Source organism: Psychrobacter sp. PSP (genome assembly GCF_024085615.1).
Classification (GTDB): domain Bacteria; phylum Pseudomonadota; class Gammaproteobacteria; order Pseudomonadales; family Moraxellaceae; genus Psychrobacter; species Psychrobacter pacificensis.
The window spans coordinates 155,674-179,241 of sequence record NZ_JABLTF010000015.1; the positions used below are offsets into that span (position 1 = coordinate 155,674).

The 23,568-nt window shown below is 42.1% G+C and carries 20 protein-coding genes and 3 pseudogenes; 12 read left to right on the forward strand and 11 right to left on the reverse strand.

Features of this window, described 5'->3' with window-relative positions:
- Window positions 1–153 precede the first annotated feature (153 nt).
- Entirely contained in the window at window positions 154–1,053 is a 900-nt protein-coding gene (locus HL061_RS04575) for a LysR family transcriptional regulator (protein ID WP_252962624.1), read from the reverse strand.
- Window positions 1,054–1,187: 134 nt separating this feature from the next.
- Between HL061_RS04575 and HL061_RS04580 the strand changes: the two genes are divergently transcribed.
- The 3 genes from HL061_RS04580 to HL061_RS04590 all read left to right on the forward strand — a co-directional run bounded on the left by HL061_RS04580 (window position 1,188) and on the right by HL061_RS04590 (window position 3,477).
- On the forward strand, window positions 1,188–1,928 hold the full coding sequence (locus HL061_RS04580) for an SDR family oxidoreductase (protein WP_071002027.1): 741 nt from the start codon (window positions 1,188–1,190) through the stop codon (window positions 1,926–1,928).
- 73 nt (window positions 1,929–2,001) lie between these two features.
- A complete protein-coding gene (locus tag HL061_RS04585; RefSeq protein WP_252962562.1) occupies window positions 2,002–3,000 on the forward strand; it encodes a zinc-binding alcohol dehydrogenase family protein in 999 nt (332 codons plus the stop codon).
- A 192-nt stretch (window positions 3,001–3,192) separates the two neighbouring features.
- Window positions 3,193–3,477: a putative quinol monooxygenase gene (locus tag HL061_RS04590; protein WP_071002029.1), complete on the forward strand. Its 285-nt coding sequence runs from the start codon at window positions 3,193–3,195 to the stop codon at window positions 3,475–3,477.
- A 291-nt stretch (window positions 3,478–3,768) separates the two neighbouring features.
- Here the strand turns inward: HL061_RS04590 and HL061_RS04595 are convergent.
- The 4 genes and pseudogenes from HL061_RS04595 to HL061_RS04605 form a co-directional block, all read right to left on the reverse strand.
- A pseudogene (locus HL061_RS04595) lies at window positions 3,769–4,524 on the reverse strand (IS3 family transposase); the annotation flags it as partial.
- A gap of 1 nt (window position 4,525) precedes the next feature.
- Complete coding sequence (locus tag HL061_RS13970) at window positions 4,526–4,657, reverse strand: hypothetical protein (protein ID WP_257785221.1); 132 nt, start codon at window positions 4,655–4,657, stop codon at window positions 4,526–4,528.
- Window positions 4,658–4,824: 167 nt separating this feature from the next.
- On the reverse strand, window positions 4,825–5,424 hold the full coding sequence (locus tag HL061_RS04600; RefSeq protein ID WP_071002030.1) for a recombinase family protein: 600 nt from the start codon (window positions 5,422–5,424) through the stop codon (window positions 4,825–4,827).
- 544 nt (window positions 5,425–5,968) lie between these two features.
- Window positions 5,969–7,132 carry a zinc-dependent alcohol dehydrogenase gene (locus HL061_RS04605; protein WP_071002031.1) on the reverse strand — a complete coding sequence of 388 codons (1,164 nt, stop codon included), beginning with the start codon at window positions 7,130–7,132 and terminating at the stop codon, window positions 5,969–5,971.
- An 878-nt stretch (window positions 7,133–8,010) separates the two neighbouring features.
- On the opposite strand from HL061_RS04605, the gene HL061_RS04610 reads away from it, so the two are divergent.
- From HL061_RS04610 to rluF, 4 genes are all read left to right on the forward strand, one after another.
- Window positions 8,011–8,487: an IS3 family transposase gene (locus HL061_RS04610; RefSeq protein WP_289116391.1), complete on the forward strand. Its 477-nt coding sequence runs from the start codon at window positions 8,011–8,013 to the stop codon at window positions 8,485–8,487.
- A 147-nt stretch (window positions 8,488–8,634) separates the two neighbouring features.
- Complete coding sequence (locus HL061_RS04615) at window positions 8,635–9,489, forward strand: patatin family protein (RefSeq protein WP_252962563.1); 855 nt, start codon at window positions 8,635–8,637, stop codon at window positions 9,487–9,489.
- A gap of 175 nt (window positions 9,490–9,664) precedes the next feature.
- Window positions 9,665–9,943, forward strand: a complete 279-nt coding sequence (locus tag HL061_RS04620) for a peptidylprolyl isomerase (protein ID WP_252962564.1) — start codon at window positions 9,665–9,667, stop codon at window positions 9,941–9,943.
- Window positions 9,944–10,054: 111 nt separating this feature from the next.
- A complete protein-coding gene (rluF, locus tag HL061_RS04625) occupies window positions 10,055–11,041 on the forward strand; it encodes a 23S rRNA pseudouridine(2604) synthase RluF (RefSeq protein WP_252962565.1) in 987 nt (328 codons plus the stop codon).
- A 137-nt stretch (window positions 11,042–11,178) separates the two neighbouring features.
- Here rluF and HL061_RS04630 read toward each other — a convergent pair.
- Window positions 11,179–12,603 (reverse strand): annotated as a pseudogene (locus HL061_RS04630) (aspartate ammonia-lyase).
- A gap of 369 nt (window positions 12,604–12,972) precedes the next feature.
- On the reverse strand, window positions 12,973–13,836 hold the full coding sequence (locus HL061_RS04635) for a LysR substrate-binding domain-containing protein (RefSeq protein ID WP_071002036.1): 864 nt from the start codon (window positions 13,834–13,836) through the stop codon (window positions 12,973–12,975).
- 542 nt (window positions 13,837–14,378) lie between these two features.
- Between HL061_RS04635 and HL061_RS04640 the strand changes: the two genes are divergently transcribed.
- Both HL061_RS04640 and HL061_RS04645 read left to right on the forward strand, forming a co-directional pair.
- Entirely contained in the window at window positions 14,379–14,651 is a 273-nt protein-coding gene (locus HL061_RS04640) for a hypothetical protein (protein WP_071002037.1), read from the forward strand.
- 167 nt (window positions 14,652–14,818) lie between these two features.
- Window positions 14,819–15,514, forward strand: a complete 696-nt coding sequence (locus tag HL061_RS04645) for a hypothetical protein (RefSeq protein ID WP_071002038.1) — start codon at window positions 14,819–14,821, stop codon at window positions 15,512–15,514.
- A gap of 153 nt (window positions 15,515–15,667) precedes the next feature.
- Here HL061_RS04645 and HL061_RS04650 read toward each other — a convergent pair.
- A pseudogene (locus tag HL061_RS04650) lies at window positions 15,668–15,883 on the reverse strand (GntR family transcriptional regulator); the annotation flags it as partial.
- A 5-nt stretch (window positions 15,884–15,888) separates the two neighbouring features.
- Here HL061_RS04650 and HL061_RS04655 point away from each other — a divergent pair.
- Window positions 15,889–16,239: a TSUP family transporter gene (locus HL061_RS04655; protein ID WP_237182789.1), complete on the forward strand. Its 351-nt coding sequence runs from the start codon at window positions 15,889–15,891 to the stop codon at window positions 16,237–16,239.
- Window positions 16,240–16,362: 123 nt separating this feature from the next.
- Here the strand turns inward: HL061_RS04655 and HL061_RS04660 are convergent, their stop codons facing one another.
- From HL061_RS04660 to HL061_RS04670, 3 genes are all read right to left on the reverse strand, one after another.
- Window positions 16,363–17,295 (reverse strand): response regulator, encoded by a 933-nt coding sequence (locus HL061_RS04660; protein ID WP_071002039.1) that lies wholly within the window; start codon window positions 17,293–17,295, stop codon window positions 16,363–16,365.
- A 33-nt stretch (window positions 17,296–17,328) separates the two neighbouring features.
- Window positions 17,329–19,686 (reverse strand): PAS domain-containing sensor histidine kinase, encoded by a 2,358-nt coding sequence (locus tag HL061_RS04665; protein WP_071002040.1) that lies wholly within the window; start codon window positions 19,684–19,686, stop codon window positions 17,329–17,331.
- Between the two features lie 416 nt (window positions 19,687–20,102).
- Entirely contained in the window at window positions 20,103–20,894 is a 792-nt protein-coding gene (locus HL061_RS04670; RefSeq protein WP_071002041.1) for a class II aldolase/adducin family protein, read from the reverse strand.
- Between the two features lie 85 nt (window positions 20,895–20,979).
- Here HL061_RS04670 and HL061_RS04675 point away from each other — a divergent pair, with 85 nt between their 5' ends.
- Together HL061_RS04675 and HL061_RS04680 are read left to right on the forward strand one after the other, a co-directional pair.
- A complete protein-coding gene (locus tag HL061_RS04675; RefSeq protein WP_212564292.1) occupies window positions 20,980–21,669 on the forward strand; it encodes a Crp/Fnr family transcriptional regulator in 690 nt (229 codons plus the stop codon).
- Between the two features lie 160 nt (window positions 21,670–21,829).
- On the forward strand, window positions 21,830–23,533 hold the full coding sequence (locus HL061_RS04680; RefSeq protein ID WP_252962566.1) for a phosphoethanolamine--lipid A transferase: 1,704 nt from the start codon (window positions 21,830–21,832) through the stop codon (window positions 23,531–23,533).
- Window positions 23,534–23,568: the final 35 nt, after the last annotated feature.

Genomic DNA, 23,568 nt, shown 5'->3' on the forward strand with positions numbered 1-23,568 from the left:
ACAGGACTCTTTTTTGCCGCTTCATCGTTAAAAATAAGCGCTTAGAATGACTAAACTTATTATTTTTAACCTCGAATCGCCTAAAAAATAGTCGCTGTCAGTGCCATGGTCGAATGTTCTACACGCCCTAGATACATGATGGTCTTATCTGATTTAGGTTTCTATATGGCCCAGCACTTCTGCTAAGTAATCAAACAATGCTCGGATTCGCAAAGGTGTCGGGCCCCGCTGTGGACGATATAAATACAGGCGCCAAACGGGAGAGGTTTCCTCATGAAGTATATGAATGAGCTTACCACTCCTAAGCCACGGCAAAACTAGAAATCCAGGCATGTGTCCGAATCCAACGCCAGCGAGAATAGCTTGAAATTCAGCTTCTAGATCATCTGTAATAAAACGAGGCTTTGATGGCGTGAAGCTTCGACTTTCGGTGAATGTCCATGGCCAGTAACGCCCTGTTTTATGATCGAATAGTGCTGTTAGAGGGTATTTATCAAGGTCAATAATTTTTTTGGGCATTCCAACCTTATCAATTAACTCTGGCGTACCCACAGAATAAAATTTCACTTTAGCCAATTCCCTTGCCACATATCGATTGTCCGGCAAAAATCCAAATCTGATCCCGATATCTATCCGCTCATCAATCACATCCGAGTGTGAATCTGTTAGCACACAATCCACGACAATATCTGGATAACGTGTGGCAAATTCTGCTAGTGCAGGTACTACCAATTTACGCCCTAACACAGACGACACAGTAAGGCGGACAGTCCCACTCATTTCATCTCGTTTTTCCTTGGTGTCTTTTACAAGCAAAGCATCAATCGATTCCACCGCAAGACGTGCTTGCTTTGCCAGACGCTCACCATCAGCGGTAATTTTAATTTGTCGAGTACTCCTGTAGAACAGAATCTCTCCGCGCTGCTCTTCTAGCTCTTTTATTGCCCGTGTCACTACCTGTGGGGAAATACCCAGCTGAGTTGCTGCCTCTTTAAAATTTCGAGACTCTGCTGCGACACAAAAGATACGCATCATTTCTAATTTGTTCTGCATGTCCAAACCTGTGTTATGGTAATTATTCCGTAAATAGGAATTCTGAAAGATAATATTATTCATTTATTATACCTAGCAAGGCTGTAATACTTAACCCTCAAATATGATTGACAGATAGGTTAAAGGTTACTTGTATGAATAATATAGAAAATAAAGTTATTGTTATCACTGGTGCAAGTAGTGGTTTAGGTGAAGCTACTGCTCGCTTACTTGCTAAAAAAGGTGCAAAGGTTGTCATTGGTGCTAGACGTACTGAAAAATTAGAGGCTATTGTTCAAGACATTCGTGCTGAAGGTGGTCAAGCTGAATTTATTGGTGTGGATGTAACCAAGCCACATGAAGTGCAAGCACTTATTGAAAAGGCATTAAGCGCATTTGGTCAAATCGATGTATTGGTAAACAATGCTGGATTAATGTCTATTGCACCATTAAGTGAGCTAAAAGTTGATGAATGGGATCGTATGATCGACATTAATATTAAAGGTGTTCTTTATGGAATAGCAGCTGCCCTACCTGTTTTCCAAAAACAAAACTTTGGACACTTTATTAACCTCTCATCTGTTGCAGGGGTAAAAGTATTTAGTCCAGGAGGTACTGTTTATAGCGGTACTAAGTTTGCTGTAAGAGCCATCTCAGACGGCCTTCGTCATGAAGTTGGAGAAACAATTAGAACGACTACTATTGAGCCTGGTGCAATTGAGTCAGAACTAAAATTCGGTTCTTCTCATAAAGAAAGTTCAGAGTTTGTTACTGATTTCTACAAACAAGCCATACCATCTGACTCAGTCGCTCGAGCAATTGCTTATGCAATTGAACAGCCTGCGGATGTAGATATTAATGAAATTGTTTTACGCCCAACGAGCCAAGAGTTTTAATGATTGAATAATATAAAATGGGAGCACTTCGCTCCCATTTTTACTCTATTTTTTTAAAGCTGAGGACAAATCTATGAAAGCCGTATCGTATGTTATAAACAACCATGATGATTTTAAAAATTCATTGGTAGATATTGAAAAAGCGAAGCCTACGCTTAAAGAGCGTGATGTACTGGTAAAAGTTCAGACAATCTCTGTGAATCCAGTTGATACCAAAGTGAGAAAAAATTCGTCTGAAGCAAATAATCGTATTTTAGGTTGGGATGCCGTTGGGGAAATTATTGAAGTTGGCTCAAAAGTTACCTCGTTTAAAGTAGGAGACTCTGTTTGGTATGCTGGCGATTTAACCCGAGATGGTAGTAATGCTGAGTATCAAGCAGTCGATGAACGAATTATCAGTCTTAAACCAACTACAGTATCTAATGCAGAAGCAGCAGCATTGCCATTAACTGCAATAACGGCATGGGAAATGCTGTTTGATCGGCTTCAAATTTCAGAAACAGAAGCTGGCAGTATTTTAATTATTGGTGGTGCAGGCGGTGTAGGATCAATCGCTATCCAACTCCTAAAAGCAAAAACAAATCTGACCGTTATAGCAACAGCGTCACGTGAAGAAACGAAATCTTGGGTGGAATCACTTGGTGCCGACCATGTCATTGATCATAGCAAAGATTTAAATGCACAAATCGAGACACTAGGCATTGCAAAACCAAAATACGTATTCTCTACCAATCATACAGACACCTATATCGAGCAAATAGTTTCTCTGATTGCACCACAAGGCAAGCTTGGATTGATCGATGATCCACAAACCTTTGATATTATGCCGTTTAAGACTAAATCTATTTCTATCCATTGGGAGTTGATGTTCACTCGTTCAATGTATGAAACCGATGATATTGAAAAACAAGGTGATCTGTTGCAACAGGTTGCCCAATTGGTTGACCAGCAAAAAATTAGAAGTACGCTTAACCAAAATCTAGGCAAAATTAACGCTGCAAACTTGGAGAAGGCGCATAAGTTACTTGAATCAGGCAAGTCAAAAGGCAAAATTGTACTAGAAAACTTCTAGGGCGTGTCCCTAATTCAAACGTTTATGACTAAATGGGCTAAAAATGGCTAAATCTTTGGCAAACGGTGTCAAATAGCTGGCCAATATCTTGATATTACCTGCGCTATTTTCCTTGTTTGCCTTTAATTTATCTCATTTTTATCACCATTTTTAAAATAGGGACAAGCCCTAAAACAAATTCAAGGTGAAATAATGACTATTTCAATAGTTGCGAACTTTAAGGCAAAATCAGATCAAAAAGAGACGTTAGAAGCGCTTTTAAAAAGTGTAATAGAGCCTACGCTTCAAGAAGAAGGATGCTTGAAATATGAGCTTTATATTAGCGAAAATGACTCGAGTAGATATTTCTTCTTAGAAGAATGGCGTAGCAGAGAGGATTTAGATATCCATATGGCCACTGATTATATTCAAAGTTTATTTGGTAATGTCCAATCGCTCATTGAATCAAGTGATATTGTAGAAATCAAAAAAATATAGCTGTATATTCAATCCACTATAAAAGCGTTACAGCGTTAACCTTGCTTGAAGTATGACAGATACATCTGCACTCGGCTGCCTTGTACCACTCTCAAATTGGATTAACTATATTTGGACATTATGATGAAGTATTCTTCAAATTAACATAGAGACTTAGCAAGCTAACATAAAAATGGGAGCTATAAGCTCCTATTTTTTGAGTGAAACGCCCCGACTATATCGGAGAGTGGATTGCCTGAGTCAGTCAGCTTTGTCTGACTCACTAAGACTATCATAGTATCGTCTCTCAAACTAAAAAGGCGACACATAACCAATTTTACTATGCAAACGGGTTTTGTTAAACCAATCGACCCATTCAAGGGTTGCCAGTTCAACATCGTTCCCACCAGTCCAGTTTTACTTTAAATAATGAATCACCTCGGTTTTATACAGCCCGTTAACCTTTTCAGCCAACGCATTGTCGTATGAATCACCTTTGGTACCAACAGAGGCAATGACGCCAGAATCCGTCATCCTAGAAGTATAGCGAATGGATAAGTACTGAGTCCCGCGATCACTATGATGAATGACATCTTTAGGATGGTTTCTATCTGCTATTGCTTGATTTAATGCCGCCATTACCATATCAGTATTCATACGATTAGAGACATTCCAGCCCACAATAGCGCGGGCAAACACATCAATGATAAAAGCGGTATAGACCCAGCCGCACGTTGTTTTGATATAAGTAAAGTCAGCAACCCACAACTAGTTAAGACGATAAGCGCTAAAGTTGCGATTGACTAAGTCATCAGCGCGTTTTTGGTCGTCACGGCTGTTGGTGGTAATCTTGCCTTTGCCACGCCAGATGCCTTGTAGGCCATACTGCTTCATTAATCGCTCTACGGTACACCGAGCAACCTTTAACTCGTCAGCTTTCATCTGCTGCCAGACTTTACACGCACCGTAACGGCATTTGCTGTCCTGCCAAATACGTTTAGTCTCATTAAGGTAGAAATCGTCATGCTGACTACGCTGTGAACGTTTTTCAGGCGTTTCTCCTAGCTCTTTAGCCCGCTGATAGATAGGTTTGTCTGCGTCCACCGATACTACTGCTGACATATAAAGGGGAAACCAGCTCGATGCTGGCATAACGGATAAGCCATGCTGCGCCAATAGGATCTGAGATGGGGGTATTCATTATGAGTGGCTCAATCGATTATAGATAAGCCATTTTGCGTAAAAACAATTATGAATGCAATATAATGATTATAATGAGGCATTATTGCATTAAAACGATTTTTATATGACGTTGTGATGCCTTTAGATAAAGCCCAAAGGTCACGTTGAGTCGATATTTAAAACACCTCAGCTATTAACCTGCTTTAAGACACGATAAACGGTAGCTACGCCAACACCAACCGCCTTAGCGATCTCTTCTTTTGTCATATTGTTTTGACTGGCCAATGCTCTAATACGATTGTGTTTTGCGGTATTGGTTTTCTTACCAGTGGGTTTATAGCCACTGTTGGCCAATCCTTGTTTAATGCGCTCTCTACGCTTGTCATTATCAAGCTTTGCCATGGTCGCTAATAAATCGATCAGCATATCGTTAATCACTTTTAGGATCTCACCTGTCATACCGTCACTCATCGTATGAGTGGTTGGTAGATCAGCCACCACCAATCGTAAGCCTTTATCTTTAATACGCTGCTTTAGAATCGCAAAACCATCTTGAGATAGCCTGCTTAATCTATCCACGCTTTCAACCAATAAAATATCGCCTTGCTCGGCGTCCTTTAGCAACTTAGCTAAGATTGGTCTATCGAGCTTTGTACCACTGAAGTGCTCAACGTAATCAACATAGCTATCACCATAGCGGCTACTGAAGGCAACCAAATCTACTAATGCTCTAGTAGTAGCGTCTTGGTCCTTAGTGCTGGCTCTCACATAAATACGAACGGACATAATGCCCCTCTATTACTTAGACTTAATAATTGATGTTCATTGATAATAGCAAGATATTACTATCATTTAAGATCAAAAAAAGTCAAATGATAGATAGGTTATCGTTTAGAGGTTTTATGTTTTGGGTGTAGTGCAATGGGAAGATAGAACTAAGACAATTAAAGAGCTGATTAAAGAACTCCAAAGTTTTGGGTAACAAAACTTGATTGTTATGATAACTAATGATGAAGGTGAAACATTTAACTCGGTAAAGTTGGTTAGCAAAGGGTTTGTAGCTAATAAAGATGATCCTGATAAATATAAGAAAGTTTATTGTGCTTTACACTTCTAAGCTTTAAGACCATCTAAGACAGTTAGTTAGTTTTTTTAATCCCTAAACCCATGAAAATCGGTTGGGGAATGATTTTTTTGCCGTGTGCAGAGAAAAGCAAGTCAAAGATTTTTTTACTAGCTGCTTTAGCGATAACCATTATTTAAGACAATCTCGTTAAAGCAGCTATGACCTAATCTTTAAATGTTAAAAGTAAAGGGTAAATTTGAAAAATTAAGGAGTTAAAATGACTTTACGACATTCTTCTTCACGCTTTTCGAAAATTTCATAACCTTTAGCAGCGTCAGACAAATTCATACGGTGAGTAATAATAGCTTCAGGTGATAAATCACCATTTTCAATATACTCTAATAATTGTGGTAAATACTTGTGTACATGGGTTTGGCCCATTTTGAAAGTAAGCCCTTTATCAAAAGCGTCACCAAATAAGAAACCATGAATGGGTCCTGCATACACACCAGGAACACTAACGACCCCGCCACGACGCACAGCTGCAATACATTGACGTAAAGCTGCACCACTTGACCCTTCAATTTTCAAATTGGTCATTATTGTTTCTAGCATACTGCCCTTGGCTTCAAAGCCAATCGCATCAATAACTCCGTCAACGCCGCGATGTCCTTTGGTCTGTTCAATGATGAATTCAGCAGCATCTACCTTATCGAAATTAACCGGAATAGCCCCGTACGTATCTTTGGCATACTGCAAACGATAGTCATTATGATCTACCACGAAGATCTGCTCAGCGCCTAACATTTTGGCACAAGCGGCTGATAACAACCCCACAGGGCCCGCTCCATAAATAGCTACGGTTGAACCTTTAGTAATATTGGCATTAGTCACGGCCTGCCAAGCAGTTGGTAAAATATCTGATAAAAATAAAACCTTCTCATCTGACAGTGAGCCATTTACTTTGAACGGACCAAAATTACCTTTAGGAACCCGTACAAATTCTGCTTGTCCACCAGGAATCCCACCATATAAATGGCTAAAACCAAATAAAGCAGCCGGTGGCGGAATTATTTTTTTATTAATAGCAGCGCCTGGGCCTGTATTTGTAGTCTCACAAGCGGACATTAGGTCATGCTGACAGAAAAAGCAGTTACCACATGCAATAACAAAAGGAATAACAACTCTATCGCCTTTTTTAACAGCAGTGACTTCAGAGCCTACTTCTTCAACCACACCCATAAACTCATGACCGAAGATATCGCCTTCCTCGGTTGCAGGCATTTTGCCACGATATAAGTGTAAATCTGAGCCACAAATTGCAGTTGCAGTCACACGTAAAATAACATCATCTTTTTCTTGCAGTTTAGGTTCTGGGACATTGTCCACTCGCACATCTTTAGCACCGTGGTAAGTTAAAGCACGCATAATTTCTCCAGTTAAGTAAAGCTTGCAAAATCTCGATAAACAATAATCTGTGATAATACAAGATGAAAGTTATTAGAAACAATGGTTTATGTTATCTAAGTTAAGTATTACTCAATTATATTAGCACCTTGAAAAAAAGATTTATAATCAACGTGTGTTAAAAAGGTTGCGTGTTGTAAGTAAAAAATTGTAGTGGTCAACTAATTTAGGACACTAATAAAATTCAAACATACATCGCCATTCCTTATAACCCTAAGTCGAGAACGGATAATAATTATAAGCGTTGGGGCAACTGTTATGACCGCCAAGATCTTGTAGTGGCATAATTAAATCGGCCCATGTTTAAGAGGTTATACTATCCGAAAGAGGATAATTAGTATGACGACCAAACGCCGCGCATATACCCGAGAATTCAAGTTATAGTAGAACCTCAATAAAATTGATACAGCATAGGAAACGCGCTCGATTCAACGCTACTTTTCTTGCTTGCTGTGACTGCGTCTCCAGAGGCTGCGAAAAATAACGTTGAATCTTATTGTATCGATTTTATAGTAATCTAACTATATGGTATACGATCTAAGCCTATAGATATAAACTCGTTAAGTTAAAAGCCCTGATACGCCAGATATTCAACGATTCAAAGCAATCGGCTGGCGCTCGTACCATTATCGCCATACTGTGGAATGAACATGGATTCGGTTGACGCGCTACCTAGCGTCTAAGTTTATGAAAGGCATGGGACTAATGAGCTGTCAGCTCAAGACGCATAAATAACAGCAAGCTGATCAAGAACACAAAACCCATGACAATATCTTAGATCGCAACTTTAGCCCAAAAGCGCCTAATCAAGTCTGGACAGGTGATGAACCTATGTCGGTATCAAAGGCGGTTGGTGTTACTTGGCTGTCGTTCTAGACCTGTTTGCACGGCGCGTGGTGGGCTTTAGTGTCTCAGACTCTCCTGATAGCTTTTTGACTGCCAAAGCGCTACAGATGGCGTATCAGACTAGACTCAAGCCTAATGGAGTGCTGTTTCACTCTGATCAAGGCACGCATTATACCAGTCAGAAATTCGCTGAGTCAGTCGCAAGTTGTCATGGCATGGTTCAAAGTATGAGCCGAAAGGGAAATTGTTGGGATAACGCCCCAACTGAACGCTTCTTTAGAAGCTTTAAGACGCAGTGGATGCTAAAGGGCGGCTACGAAGAGATTGCTGAAGCATCAAGTGCTATCACTAACTATATTTGGGGCTATTATCAAGCTGTGAGACCGCACAGCTTCAACAACTCGCTAACACCATTAGAGACAGAGAGACGCTACTTTAATCAAAACCTCTTATTAGGTTTCCTAAATTAGTTGACCACTACAGTCTATATCCAAGAAATAGATTTAGAACGGCTTAAAAGTATATTTCCCTAGTATCGACTATATTTATAAACATTTTTTATCCCCTCGTTTTGTGTACTTATAGGTATACTTTGCGAGCGTCATTCGAGGTTTTCAATGCTTAAACAACATAGACAAGCACTGGTAGTTGAAGGCGGCGGCATGCGTGGCGCATTTAGCAGCGGTTTCTTAGACGCCTTTTTACAACAACAATTCAATCCTTTTGATCTTTGTGTGGGCGTCTCTTCAGGTTCAACTAACGTTGCTAACTATTTGGCCGCACAACAAGGCCGCACCCTGCATATTTACTTGGATCATTCCCTTCGATCTGAATTTATTCATTACGGTCGTTTCCTTAGAGGCGGTGACTTACTGGATCTAAAGTGGATGTGGGATATAGTGGAGCAAGAATATCCACTGGATCAGGCACAGTTATTTGCCAATCATGCTGAGTTTTACATGGTGTTAACACATGCTATTTCAGGACAGGCAACCTACATCAAAGCGGCTAAAGACAATATTTTGGATGGATTAAGGGCATCAAGCTCCATCCCAGTGCTGACCCGCCAAGCGGTCGAGATATTTGGTGAGCCTTATTTTGATGGTGGTGTGGCAGATGCTTTGCCCGTACAGTGGGCGGCTGGGCAAGAGAGTATTGATAAGCTCATGGTCATACGTACTCGCCCGCAAAACTACGCTAAAACAAGCAGTAAAGGCGATCAGCTATTGGCTAAATATTATACTAAGCAACGATATGGTTTTGCCCAAAGCTTGTTGACGCGAACCCAACGCTACAACGACTCGGTACAATTTTTACAGACGCCATCATCACAGAAAATTTTAGAGATTTGTCCACCCGACTTAAAAAACATGGCGAGTCGATTGTCCAAAAATAAAGCCAAAATCCGTTATAGCTATGATGTGGGATTAGAAGTTGGACACAAGGCGATTGAAGATTGGCATCAGCTTTAACCTTTTTATCTTGTAAAGAAGAGATATTAAATAGAAAACACGGGCTTCAAATATAAGAAATTGGCTTAAATAATCTTAGATAACCTTTGAATCACAAAGGTTAGTAACTAAGCTAAAATAAGATAAGTAATGATATAATGACCCGATAATTGATACTCTATGAAAGGTTTATACGATGGCTCGTACCGCTAGCGCATTGCACATTTTAGTCAAACAAAAAGAGTTGGCAGAAGATATTATTGCCAAGCTCAAAAAAGGCGCAGCATTTGATGTGCTGGCCAAACGATACTCAACCTGTCCATCAGGCAAAAAAGGCGGTCATTTAGGTGAGTTCGAAAAAGGTCAAATGGTAGGACCTTTTGATAAAATCTGCTTCAACGGTGAGCTTTTCACCCCTCATTTGGTAAAAACCAAATTTGGCTGGCATGTGGTCAAAGTGCTTTACAGAACGTAAGCGTTAGACTGTAAAAACGCAAGTCGCCGCTTTAATGACAAGACGACTGAACCATTCAATTTAGGCTTTTTTCTTAGCAAAAAAGCTTTTTATCAGGTAAAACGGTGCTTTATGTATAACAATTCCTCGACTCGTCTCAATAAATACATCAGCGAAAGTGGGATTTGTTCCAGACGCGATGCTGACCGCTTTGTTGAACAAGGTAATGTATACATCAATGGCAAGCGTGCATCGGTTGGTGATCAAGTGGCTGCTGGAGACGTAGTAAAAGTCAACGGACAGCTGATTGAGCCACGCGAGCCTGATGATTTTATTTTTATTGCCTTAAATAAGCCAGTGGGCATTGTCAGCACCACGGAAAGCTCTGAAAAAAACAACATTGTCGATTTTGTGAGACACTCGGTACGTATTTTCCCGATTGGGCGTTTGGACAAAGACTCTCAAGGATTGATTTTTTTGACCAATAATGGTGATCTGGTCAATAAAGTATTGCGTGCTGGCAATAACCACGAAAAAGAGTATCTCGTGACGGTAAATAAGCCAATCACGGATAGCTTTATTGAGGGTATGGCGAGTGGCGTGCCAATGCTTGGCAAGATGACAAAAAAATGTCCCGTTACTAAGGTAGCACCCAACGTCTTTAACATCACACTCATTCAAGGTTTGAACCGTCAAATCCGCCGTATGTGTGAGCATTTTGGTTATGAGGTCGTCAAGCTTGAGCGTACGCGGATTATGAATGTAAGCCTTAAGGGGCTTCCTGTCGGCGACTGGCGAGACCTGACACCAACAGAGCTGTCTGTCCTGCTTAAAGCTGTCGAAAAATCCTCGTCGCAAGACAATCATTCGGGCAAAAAATCGCGCAATGCACCACGAAAAAAACCGCATACTGACGCTCAATCAAAGTCAAAATCCTCTGCAAAATCAGCAGGTGCTGCAAAGGGGCGCAATAAGTACGCCAAGGATGATGCCAGAAAACCAGCAGGTTCTAAAGGTAGAGATGGGCGTCCTGCCAGTCGTGGCAAGAATGCTGCAGGCAATGGTAAACCTGCCACAAACGGCAGACGTCCTTCAAAAGGTCGAGGGTCTAAGCGATAATAATTGTCTAATTTCATCACATCGCTGTCATAGTGATCAAAACGATGAAGATACGACACTTTAAAAGAATTAGGGCGATATCCGTTGATAGATATCGCTCTTTTTTTCTTTGTTCAATCCAGTTTATGTGCACAAATCTATATACTACTGACCATCGTGTCAGGTGATAAAATCGCTGCAAGTTCCTCATCATTGAGCAGCTTTTCTTGTTTGACCAGCTCCGCCACGCCTGACCCACTCAGCAACGCATTTCCTGCGATACGACTGGCATTTTCATAACCGATATGTGGTACCAGTGCTGTCACGATACCGATACTGTTTTCGACATGCTGCGCACAGCGAGCTTTATTGGCGGTTATACCTTGAATACAGCGCCCATCGAGCATACGAATCGATTTTTCTAACAGGCGCGCATTGTTTAGTAGGTTATAAACAATCAGCGGCTCCATTGCATTGAGCTGCAGTTGCCCTGCTTCTGCTGCCATGGTAATCGTCATGTCCGTCCCCATTACCTGAAACGCAGCTTGGTTCATGGCCTCAGGAATCACAGGATTGACTTTACCCGGTATAATAGACGAGCCAGGTTGCATCGCTGGCAAGTTAATCTCGCCCAAGCCCGTACGCGGTCCACTCGACAGTAGACGTAAATCGTTGCTCAATTTAGACAGCTTAATAGCTAGGCGTTTGAGCGCACTCGAAAACGTAATAAACGCACCCATATCGGCACTGGCGGCGATCAAATCCTCAGAGAGCGTCACTGGCAGACCACTGATATCCGCGAGCTCACTAATCGCTAAGCGGGCATAACCTTTGGGCGCATTGATGCCCGTACCAATCGCCGTACCGCCCAAGTTCAACTCACATAACTGTAAACAAGCATCTTCGATTCGCGCCGTTTCACTGCCTAGATCACTGGCGAAAGCGTTAAACTCTTGCCCCAACGTCATCGGTACTGCGTCTTGCAATTGAGTACGACCCATTTTTAGAATGCTGCTAAATTCTTTACCTTTGATAGCTAAGCTGTTTTGTAGCTTGATAATGGCCTATTGCAGTGGTTTTGCCGCAAATACCATCGCCAAACGTGCCGCGCTTGGATAGACATCATTGGTCGACTGAGAGCGATTGACGTCATTGTTGGGATGGAGATGACTATACTGACCATACTCAAACCCCATCTTTTTTAAGCCAATATTGGCAATCACTTCATTGGCATTCATGTTGGTTGACGTGCCCGCCCCGCCTTGGATGAGATCAACAATAAACTGCTCATGATGCTCGCCTTGTATCAGATCGCTACACGCATCAGTGATGGCGCTAAGCTTCTCTTCACTGAGTAGACCGTGTTGATAATTGGCTTTGGCAGCAGCCGCTTTCACCATTGCCAGTGCTTTGATCAAATCAGGAAAATGGCTAATTGGCATGCCAGTAATATCAAAATTTTGCGCGGCGCGTTGGGTTTGGATTCCGTATAGTGCGGTTGCAGGAACGGCTTGCTCACCCAATAAATCTTTTTCAATGCGAGTATGGGCTTTATTATCGATAAGGTTATCTGTATTTTCCATATTTTTATAACTTCTTAGACATAAGAGAGATTTAAGAAGTAGGCCGACAAAAATGACTCTGTTAAGTGTTTTGTCTTGGCGCTACTCAATATGAGCGCCATCGTAACCGAGAATTTAGTACAAGAAAAACGCAAATATTTCGCTCTCAGCCCCAAAAATTTTGCTGCTTAATAAAAAATATGACAGATTAGGTTGTTCTATAAAAAAGAATGAGCACTTTTACAGTAGTTCTTTTGGAAAAAATTTATATGGCAAGAAAGATTTTATGAGAAAGCTTATTGGTTGAAAAAGTGGATTAATCGCTAATTATACGTGCCGAAAGTAAAAACCTAGCTTCAGTGACAAAGGTTTATAAGACTCTTGACTCACTTACAGCCCCAACACCTGCTTTAGAGCATTGATTTGTGGCTGCTGACGATCGGTATAACGATATGCCAATACAACCTCGCGCACCAAACTGTTATCCCCTAAATGGTGAATTTGAACGGGCGGCGTACTTCTAATCCATAGCCCAGCATACGGAATCAAAGCCACCCCCAGCCCCGACTCCACCATCCGAACGATCGCATCCAGATCATTAATCTCCATGATCGTATTTACCTTGATGTCCTGTTGTTTAAAGAACTTGTTTATCTTTGCGCCTGCTGAGGACTGTAAGGTGTAATGGATAAAAGGATGCTGCTCAAGCGTTTGTCTGAGGCTATGAAAGGGCCATTTTTTAGGGCTAATGAGCACGTAGGGTTCGGTCATAATGGACTGCGTCACAATATCTTTTGGCAAGGCAAATGCTGGCTGTATGGTAATTGCCGCATCTATCTCCCCAACTTCTAGTTTCTCAAATAACTCTACAGCACGCCCGGGGACAATTTCCGTCTGCATTAAGGGGGCAAGTAACGTAATCGCTTTTAGTGCCTCTGGCAAGATACCCACTTGCACGGAATTGATCGAGCCAATCCTAAGCTGCCCGTAATAGCTGGCAATATCGGTATCTGTGGACAACTGCATTGTTGAATAAAGCGCCAAAATCTCTTTGGCGATCGGTAATACGCGCGTGCCTTGCGGATTGAGCGTAATGGCACGAGCAGAGCGGGTAAATAAAGATAACCCTAGATTGTCTTCCAAGGTTTTTATTTGGGCGCTGACCGCAGACTGGGTCAAGTTGATGTGCCGAGCAGCGGCAGCAAAGCTGTCTAACTCGCAAACGGCCACAAAGGTTTTAAGCTCTCTTATCATTGATATCACCACACTTATAAGTTATGTCTGACATTTGAATACGGTCTAATTTATCTCAAAGTGGTTAGTATCTCTTCATTAAAAATGGACCATTACACCAGTACCGTGACTCTCAAGGTCTACTAGTTGACCTTTGTTTACTCCTCTGTTAGATTTTAAAATGATACATAATGTATCATTTTATTTGACCTAAGTTTGATTTAAGTAAGCCGTTATCTCTACGTGATTACCCTATCACTATACTTTTCTCATCACTCTTTTTCATCGTTGGACTGGTGATATTGAGTTCATGCTAAGGATAGCTATTATGAACAACCGTCTATTAGATTTTTCGTGGAGCAGGAGTTACCATCCAAAAACCACTATGAAAAGCATGGACTGTTAAAGGCCTAATTCTATCACCCAAATAAAGATTACAAAAACAGCCCATCGTTTTCATCGATGGATCAATACCTTTTTATAAAATGTCTTTTTATAAGAAGAATAATGAGCCGCAACCATTATAGTTCACCGCCTATTTTCCATGGAAGGAAATCAAAATCATGAGCATTTTTGCTATTTTGTTGTCTTTGTCCCTCTTAATGTATTTTGCCTATCGAGGCGTGAGCGTCTTAGTTTTGGCACCTCTACTCGCTATCTTGGCAGTGGTATTAAGTGGGCAGAGCAGCCAAACGATGGTGATCTATACTGAAGTCTTTATGCAAGGTCTTGGCGGCTTTGCTGTCAAATACTTCCCCCTATTTATCTTGGGGGCTATTTTTGGCAAATTGATGGAAGATTCTGGTTACGCCTGTAGCGTCGCCCGCAATTCTTAACGCACTAGAAAATTACTGGTTGTTATAGTGATGTAATAATAGAAGGTCTAGGATGGTTAGCAGATGTCATTGCTAAAAAATTCGATTATAGTAGATATTCCTTATAATAACTGCTACTTACAGTAGCTACTAATAGCATTCATCCACATAGACTGAGGGATTAAATCATGAAAACATTAGGATTATGTATTGCCGCAGGACTGGGCTTAAGCGCTTGTGCGAGCGGTGGAACGATGGGTAACACCAACCCAAACAACATAGTGACCGAGTACCCTGTTGAGACCGCCATGCTCAATATCTATACCAAACAACGTAGTGAAAATTTGGTTGCCACTATCGGCAATCAAACGGCCTCAGCAGATATTCAAGTCACGCCTAAAGGCAACATGGTTTTCAATAATAAAAAGGTACAAGGTACTGAGATCAACACGATCAATAAAGTGAACAATCAAATCACTAACCATTCAGTCGCTATCAATTACTTCACCTTGAACCCTTTGGTATTTCACGGTTTTACAGACAGCACAGGCAAATACTCAGTCTCAAATCAAACGACCACTATCCCCAAAATGGCGACGGTGGGCGACTCAAACAAATTGATTACTGAAAATGTCTATACGGACAGTCGTATGCGCCAAAAAATCGGCACCTATAACCAAAACTGGTCCCTAACGCGAGACAGCAATCAGACCGCATGGTTCTGTATCGAAACCTCAGACAACATGCTTGCTGGTGGCACCTCTGAAGGCAGCTCAAAAGAATGCTACAAAATCAATGCCAAAGGCGACATACTTGCGAGCAAAGTCACTATCGTACCGCCAGCTGGTAATGGCGGACAGACGATTACGTTTAACAGCCAGTAAGCAGTTCTATGTATCAACCATTTCTTTCATTGGTCGTTCATAGAGTCAGGTGATAAAAAGTATGAAAAAAGGAGCTGAATTATCAGCTCCTTTTTTATAGCTTATTGAGCATAACTTAACCACTGCCCTCGCTAATGGTGAAATGGCCAATGGTTAAATAATATTGACCTCATAACTAAATTTTTCTGCCAATCCATAAGATTCTCTATATTCGATAGGGTCCCCTTCTAGGTTTTTAGCAACGCGGCATACTTTTACCAAGTTTTCTTGTTCGGTATTGTCCAGATAAGGGTCTATATGATTGGAGATAAAAAACAGCATTTCTACGGCAGATGAGACAAACTGACCGCACTTTTTGTAATAAAAAGGATCCTGTGGGCTTTTTCATTGCCTTTATGAGCACGTTGGTGGGTGGCCTAGGTCCCATTCTTAACCCTTTTTATATGAACGCAGGTCTAGAAAAAGAGAATCTTATTGCGACCAAAACGGCGAATTCTTTTTTTGTCGGTATTGTGCAAGTCGTCAGCTACGCCTTTTTTGGCATACTCACAGTCAAGATCTGTGTGTATGGTCTGGTATTAGGACTGGGTGCCGTTATTGGCAACGTCATTGGCAAACACTTTTTGGCTGGCATCAGTATTAGTCAGTTTAGAATAATGCTGCTGATACTAATGGTGATGAGTGGTCTAATAATGATTATAAGAAACATAAACGTACTGTTTTAATAAGCCTATCACTCGATACCGTAATTATGTCACGCAAATTCTTATAAATACGGCTATTTATTCTTTATTAAAGATAATGCTCAATCATATGCTGACTTGATATAGCATCTTAATCAGAATACTTTACATCATCATGCGCCAGCCTCTAAACTTGGCAAAGAAACCCTTCAATCTTTCAGAAAAATTAAAAGTCTCAGCTTCTGGTACTTCTTCAACATGATGACGCGTTGCTAATATCGGCTGCTGTACCAGTCTTTCGTGATGCTCAAACGCGCGGTCCAGACTGATACTCATAATAGAGAAGTTGGTAGGACGTGGCAGACAGCGATATACCTGCCCTTTATTGATGAGATCAATCACCATGTGAGCGTCTTTAAATTCAGTCAACATCAGCACCATCAGATCGGGCTGGATATTTTTTAGAGCGTAGACAATAGGAGTAATATTTTCTTCGTTGAGCGTCGCATCCGTGATGGTGACACCAAACTTCTTTTTTTGTAGTAACTTCGCAGCCTGCTCGAGGTTGCTTGCCCAGCTCACTGTATAAGTACTTTTAAACTGATTTTTTATTTCTTGATAAATACTCTCATCATCATCTAATACCAGTATATTCCTTTTGCTACTAGCATTCATAAAACTCTGAGATTCATCACCTTGCTTCATATTTTGGGTAATATCTTGCGTTTGCTGAGCAATCTCTGTGGCTTTATTTACGATCTTTTTGAGCTCATCATTTTGCCAAGGCTTGGTGATATAACGGTAAATCTCTCCGTCATTGACCGAGTCAATCACCGCATTGAGATCCGCATAGCCTGTTAGCAAGATACGAATGGTATTGGGTGACGCTTCTTTAATATCACGCAAGACTTCCGTCCCTTGCTTATCAGGCATACGTTGGTCACTGATGACCACTTGTACATCGTGCTCGCTGACATATTTCATAAGCTCAGTGGCATCGGTGGTGGTAAATACATCGTGCGACTGGCGAAAATGCATTTTTAGACTGCGTAAAATGCGCGGCTCATCATCGATAAAGGCAATTTTTGGTTTTTGCATGAGGCTCTCTTTAGGTGAGTGGTGAGAAGTATTTCAACCTTCAAATAAGGCTTTGGAGGGTTTATTTTCATAAGTTTTTGACTGTATTGGCAGCATAATGGTAAAAGTTGTGCCCTCGCCGACGATTGAGCTCGCTGCAATACTGCCGCCATGCTGCTCAATAATTTGCGTGCTGATCGCCAGCCCTAAACCCGTTCCATCGCCTGCTTTTTTGGTGGTAAAAAACGGCTCAAAGATACGCTCTAAAGCCTGCTCGTTGATACCGATACCATTATCTGTGACCTGCACCACTACCTGCGACTGCGTCTCATCGACAGCTGATGTGATATGCAACTCGCCTTTTTGATCAGGCGCTATGGCTTGAGCGGCATTATTGAATAAATTTAATAGCACTTGATTGATTTGCGAGGGGTTACATTGAGTCAGCGGCAGTGTCGCTAGGTTGGTCGTAATATCTAGGGTTTTGAGGTTATTGCGCGCCATGACCAGCGAGGTGGTGATACAGTCATTGATATCGACGTCTTTTACTTTTGATTCATCAATTCTAGAAAAGTCGCGCAAACTTACCACCAACTCAGCTATCTGATCGACCCCGTACAAGCTGTCTTTGATCAAATCGGCCAAGTCCTCACTGACTTCATCTTCTTTGATCTCTTCACAGCATTGTAGAGTTTGAGCCGTCAATTGTGCTACTTGCGCTTGGTCAGCACTAGAGTCTTTTAGCGCCTGCAATAGCTGGTCAGTCTGGCTGATCAGCTCATCGAAACGCGTCAAGTTATCACCGACCAGTTCGATATTACTGCGTACATAGCCCAGTGGTGTGTTGACCTCGTGCGCCACGCCTGCCACCATTTGACCCAAGGTTGCCATTTTTTCGGAGCGCACTAATTGTACTTGTGAGGCTTTTAGCTCATCCATCGCTTGCTGTAGATCTTGGGTACGGGCAGCAACTTGTTTTTCTAGATGGACGTTGATCTCGGCAAGCGCGCCTTCGTTTTCGACGACACGATCAATCAGTTGGTTGGTCTGCTCACTGATGATCTGAATTTCGCTCACGCTTGAGCTGGGCAGCTTATGTGCGAGCAGTTTCTGATATTGTTTTTGTTCAATCAAAGCGCCCATCTCAGCCACCAAAAGCGACATACGTTGTAATGGACGAGTAAAATACTGACGGAACACCCATGCCGTTAATAATAAAATAGGGATAAAGCCCAGTAGCATGGCTTGAATCAGCTGGTTCGATAGCGCATTGGCAACACTGAGCAGATCACTATTGGGTTTGACGATCACCATTTTCCAGTAAGTAAATGGCATGCGAAAGACGAAGGCTGTGGCTGGCTGCTGCAAGACAAAATCATTGGGTACGTCGATGGTATCGACCAGATGGCTGTCGACTAAATTGAAAGTTTGATCGATATTTAATAACAGCAACGCCGAGAGTAGCTCAGACTCTTGCTCACTTATTTTGCCCAGATTGGTCGTACTCAAAATACTACGCGCCGCCAAGGTAAAACGGCTTTCATCTTTGGCAGTAGCATCATCAATGAGCGTATCGTTAATGCGACCCAAACTGTCCGCGATAGGCGCAAAACTCGGATTGATAGCCGCCAACTGACTGGCGTTCATCATCTCACCTTGTGGATTGTTGGCGGTGGTTTGAGTGACGAGCGACTGATCAGGAAAAGTTAGGAATCGATTGTCCAAGTCAACCAAAAAGACATAGCCGCCTATTTTTTCTTGCCACCTCTTCATGGCGGCATCAAGATTGTCCAATAATAAGTTAAAACTCACCACGCCATCAAACGCTTGATTAGTACTGTTGTACAATGCTTTAGCACAAGTCATCATCGGCTGATTGCTGGTGGGATCGATGTATGCCCGACTCCAGACGCAGTGATCATGATTGGCGTACAACGCTGGAATATACCACCAGTCTCGATAATAAGCATTGGGCGTTTGACTTACTTGGTCATAGCGCGTCACTGACTGCATGCTGCCTGTCTCATCGCGCGCCCATACAAACGACTGACGCTCTTGACCTTGGGCATACATATTTGGGTCAAACCATACCCCGCCACCCACGATTCTTTGATCCATTTGTTGCATGAGATTGCCAAAGGTTTCTTGGTAAAGTGCATCCTCTTTAGGTAGACCGCCCGCCATCGTACTGCTTGCTTTTGCCAGCCCATCGACATGGTTGATACTCACCATGATACTGTTGATGACTTCGTTACCTGTTTCAACCACAGTCTCTGATGTCATCTCCATAATGCGCGGCTTGCCTTGGGTTTCAATGACCAAGTACACCATGAGGATAATCAGCAAAAAAGCCAACGCTAAAATAATCAGCATACGGGTAGAGATACTACCAAGCCTGCCAGCAACGCTCATACACACACCTTTTATCTACGCATCAACTGCTATCAATGAATCTCTTAATGGATATCAATCTCTGTGACACACAGCAACTATTTATAATGGGCATAAGAATACGGCTCATTTATGAACATATGATGACAAAAAAATACAAGTTGATAGAGGCGGATTAATTTAAAAACCGGTGATAGCACACAAAGGGAATGAGGAGTCAAAATAAGACCCTGACAGATAGAATGCTTATAGGGAGGTAAAAACAGGAAACAAAAAAGCAGCGCATCAAACGATGTGCTGCTTTTTTTTGGTGCGACGGTTGTTGATGGCGTATAGATTGCAAACACTAGATAATAAACCTTACCTGAGCGTCTTTTATATACTCATACTGACCACGCTCTTGATGGTAATACTCACCTAACGCTGCCCATATGTAATCACTCCTCAAACGATGGGTCAGTACGGCGTAGCTTTCTTAATAAGGCAGGCCATGCGATATCACCATTCGCTCCTCTGGTCACCTGCTTCGATGCCGCTTGAATACCAGCCAATATTTGTGCTGGTATCGGCGTCAATGCGCTGCCACCGCTTTGCGCCTTGATTTGAATCTCGCAGGCGTTTTGTAAAATATACATATTCAAAAACGCATCAGCGACGGTGTCGGCACAAGTGAGCAGACCGTGATTGCGCAAGATCATAAAGTTAGCCTTGCCTAAATCAGCGACCAAGCGGACTTTTTCTTCTGGGTTAAGTGCAACGCCCTCGTAATCGTGATATGCCAAGTTAGATAACGGAAATAATGACTGCTGCGAGATGGGTAGTAGGCCTTGCTCTTGCGCCGAGACCGCTACGCCATCGCTAGTATGCAGATGAATCACGCAGTGCGCATCATCACGGGCTTCGTGTACGGCACTATGAATAATAAACCCGGCTGGATTGACATTGAACGCTGATGGCGAGACCTTTTCGCCCGCTTTGTTGACTTTGACTAGGCTGGAAGCGGTGATCTCTTCAAATAGCATGCCATAAGGATTGATTAAAAACTCATCTTCTGTCCCTGGTACGCGGGCTGAGATATGGGTAAATACCAGATCATCCCAGCCATAGGACGCAATCAAGCGATAACAAGCAGCAAGATTTACTCGCATCTGCCACTCTTGTTCGCTCATATTATGGTGTACACTCGATGTTGAATCAGTTTGTGTGGTCGTTTTTATCGCTGTTTGCATTGTATAGTCCTTTACAGTTGTGAATAGTCCGAATAATTACTCTACACCATTCTTCAAACCCAAATCTGTCAAAAACATGACACTTATGAATATCAATCATCATTTAAATAACGACCCTTGGTTTGCTGACTTGCCAACCGACGTGCAAGCGCTACTAGCGTATAACGCTGTGCTAAAGGTATACCAAAAAAGCCAAATGATTCATGCTATTGGTGACAATGATGATGCGGCGCTGCACTTTGTCGTATCGGGTACGATTAGAGTCTGCAATGTGAGCACTAGCGGCAATGCCATGACCCTCGCTCACCTATCTAGTGGCGAGTGGTTTGGTGAGATCTCTATCATAGATGATAATCCTCGCACCCACGATGCATGGACGATTAATAAGGTTACGTTGATTTCTATCCCCAGAAAGGTGGTAATTCAAACGGCGCAACAGTATCCAATTTTATACAAGCACCTCGCGCTCATCACTTGTGCGCGTATTCGTAGAGCCTTTGACTGGATTGATGACGCTACCTCGTTGAGTACATCGGCAAGACTGGCGAGTATGCTTGTAGGGCTGATTGGTAATTATGGCAAGCAGATGGATGGCGATATAAAGATAGATTTGCGCTTATTACAAGAAGAGCTTGGCTTTATGCTCGGTACCACCCGACAAACCATCAATAAAATCATTCAGTCTTGGCAAAAACAGGAATTCATAGATATGCACTATGGTTTTATTACTATAAAGAATCAGTCTGAGTTAAAAGCAATCATGAATCCTGAATAATTTGAATATCTATAAAATCTGTCCGTAAAATTTTATATAAACCACTCAACACCTCGCAAACTAGCATCAGCATCAAAGCTGCCACCTTAACATCTTCTTAACAGCACACTTGTTATGGTAAGGAATGACGTTTCCTACCATTCTGTTGAGAAGTATTTATATGTCCATATCTCAAACCGCCAAAATCGATGCGCCTAAAACCAATAAAAAAAACAGCTATCTGAGTAAGCTCTACGATCATGAGGTAAATCTCAATTATCTTATTATCATTGTTGCCTTATATTTGGTGGTGACTGCCAATATTGGCTTTTTTGAGCAGGTGCTAGATGTCTATCCATTTAGCAAAAACGTCGGCTTTATACTGTCTATTACTGGCTTGTTGTTTGGACTGATGTGGCTGGTATTACAACTGCTTTGCTATCGTCCGATTGCCAAACCAGTATTGATTGCGCTACTGATCACTGCTGCCATCTGCGGTTATTTTACCGATGCTTACGGGACGATATTTGACACCAACATGCTGATCAATAGTCTGGAGACCGATCAAGCAGAGGCGATGGGATTGTTTGCCCCTAGTATGGTCATTCGGGTGCTGCTACTGAGCGTGTTGCCAGCAGTTATCATTAGCAAAATTCGTCTAAAGCGCTTTACTTGGCAACGCAGTATTCTACAAAAGACAGCTACCTTGATATTGTCTATCGCAGTTATCGCGGCGTGTCTTTTACCCTTTGGTGACCAGTACGCCAGCTTCTTTCGTCAGCATAAAGAGGTGCGCTCTTATGCCAACCCAATCACGCCTATTTACTCTACGATCAAACTTGTCGAAAACTATGTCAATGAGCTGCGCCGTCCTGATACTTTCACCCTACATGCGACAGATGCAAAGCGCGTCGCTCCTACCAGTAGCACTACAAACAGCAGCACTGCAAAACCCAAGCTCATGGTGTTCGTCGTTGGTGAAACGGCTCGCGCTGATCACTTTGGTTTAAATGGCTATACACGCAATACCACGCCACTACTCGCAAAACAGTCCAACCTTTATAGTTTTAAAGATGCCGTCTCTTGTGGCACTTCGACTGCCTACTCAGTGCCCTGCATGTTCAGTTATGCAAATCGAGAAAAATATGATATCGATACCGCCAAGTACAATGAAAACGTACTCGATACGCTCAGCAAGCAAGGGGTCAATGTCGTTTGGCGAGACAACAACTCTAGCTCTAAAGGCGTAGCTGATCGTGTCACTTTTGAGGACTTCAAAACGGCTGATACCAATCCGAACTGCGATGTTGAATGCCGAGATATTGGTATGCTTGATGGTTTTGATAAACTGGTTAAGTCAGGCAGCTCACCGAAAGAGACGCCTAAAGACACGCTTATTTTGTTACACCAAATGGGTAATCATGGCCCCGCTTATTACCAGCGCTACCCTAAAGAATTTGAAACGTACAAACCTGTCTGTATGACCAATGAGCTGTCAAAATGTGATACCCAGTCTGTGATCAATGGCTATGACAATGCGATTCTGTACACCGACTACTTTTTGGATAACGTGATCGATACCCTAAAGACTTACGAACAAGATTATGATGTAGTCATGGTGTATATGAGCGATCATGGCGAGAGTCTGGGAGAAAACAATATTTACTTGCATGGTCTGCCCTATAAGTTTGCACCAGATACCCAAAAACACGTACCTGCAGTCATTTGGTCACCAGACAGTAATCACATCGATGCGGACAGTCTCTCTATTATGAGCAGTCAGCCCGTATCACACGATTTTATTACGCCGACGTTGCTTAGCTTTTTTGGCATCACAACCGATGAAGTCAAAGGCGCGCCAACCTTTTTTAAAGTGAATAACTAAATCTGTTTTTATATTGCTCCATCTTTTAGGTAGCC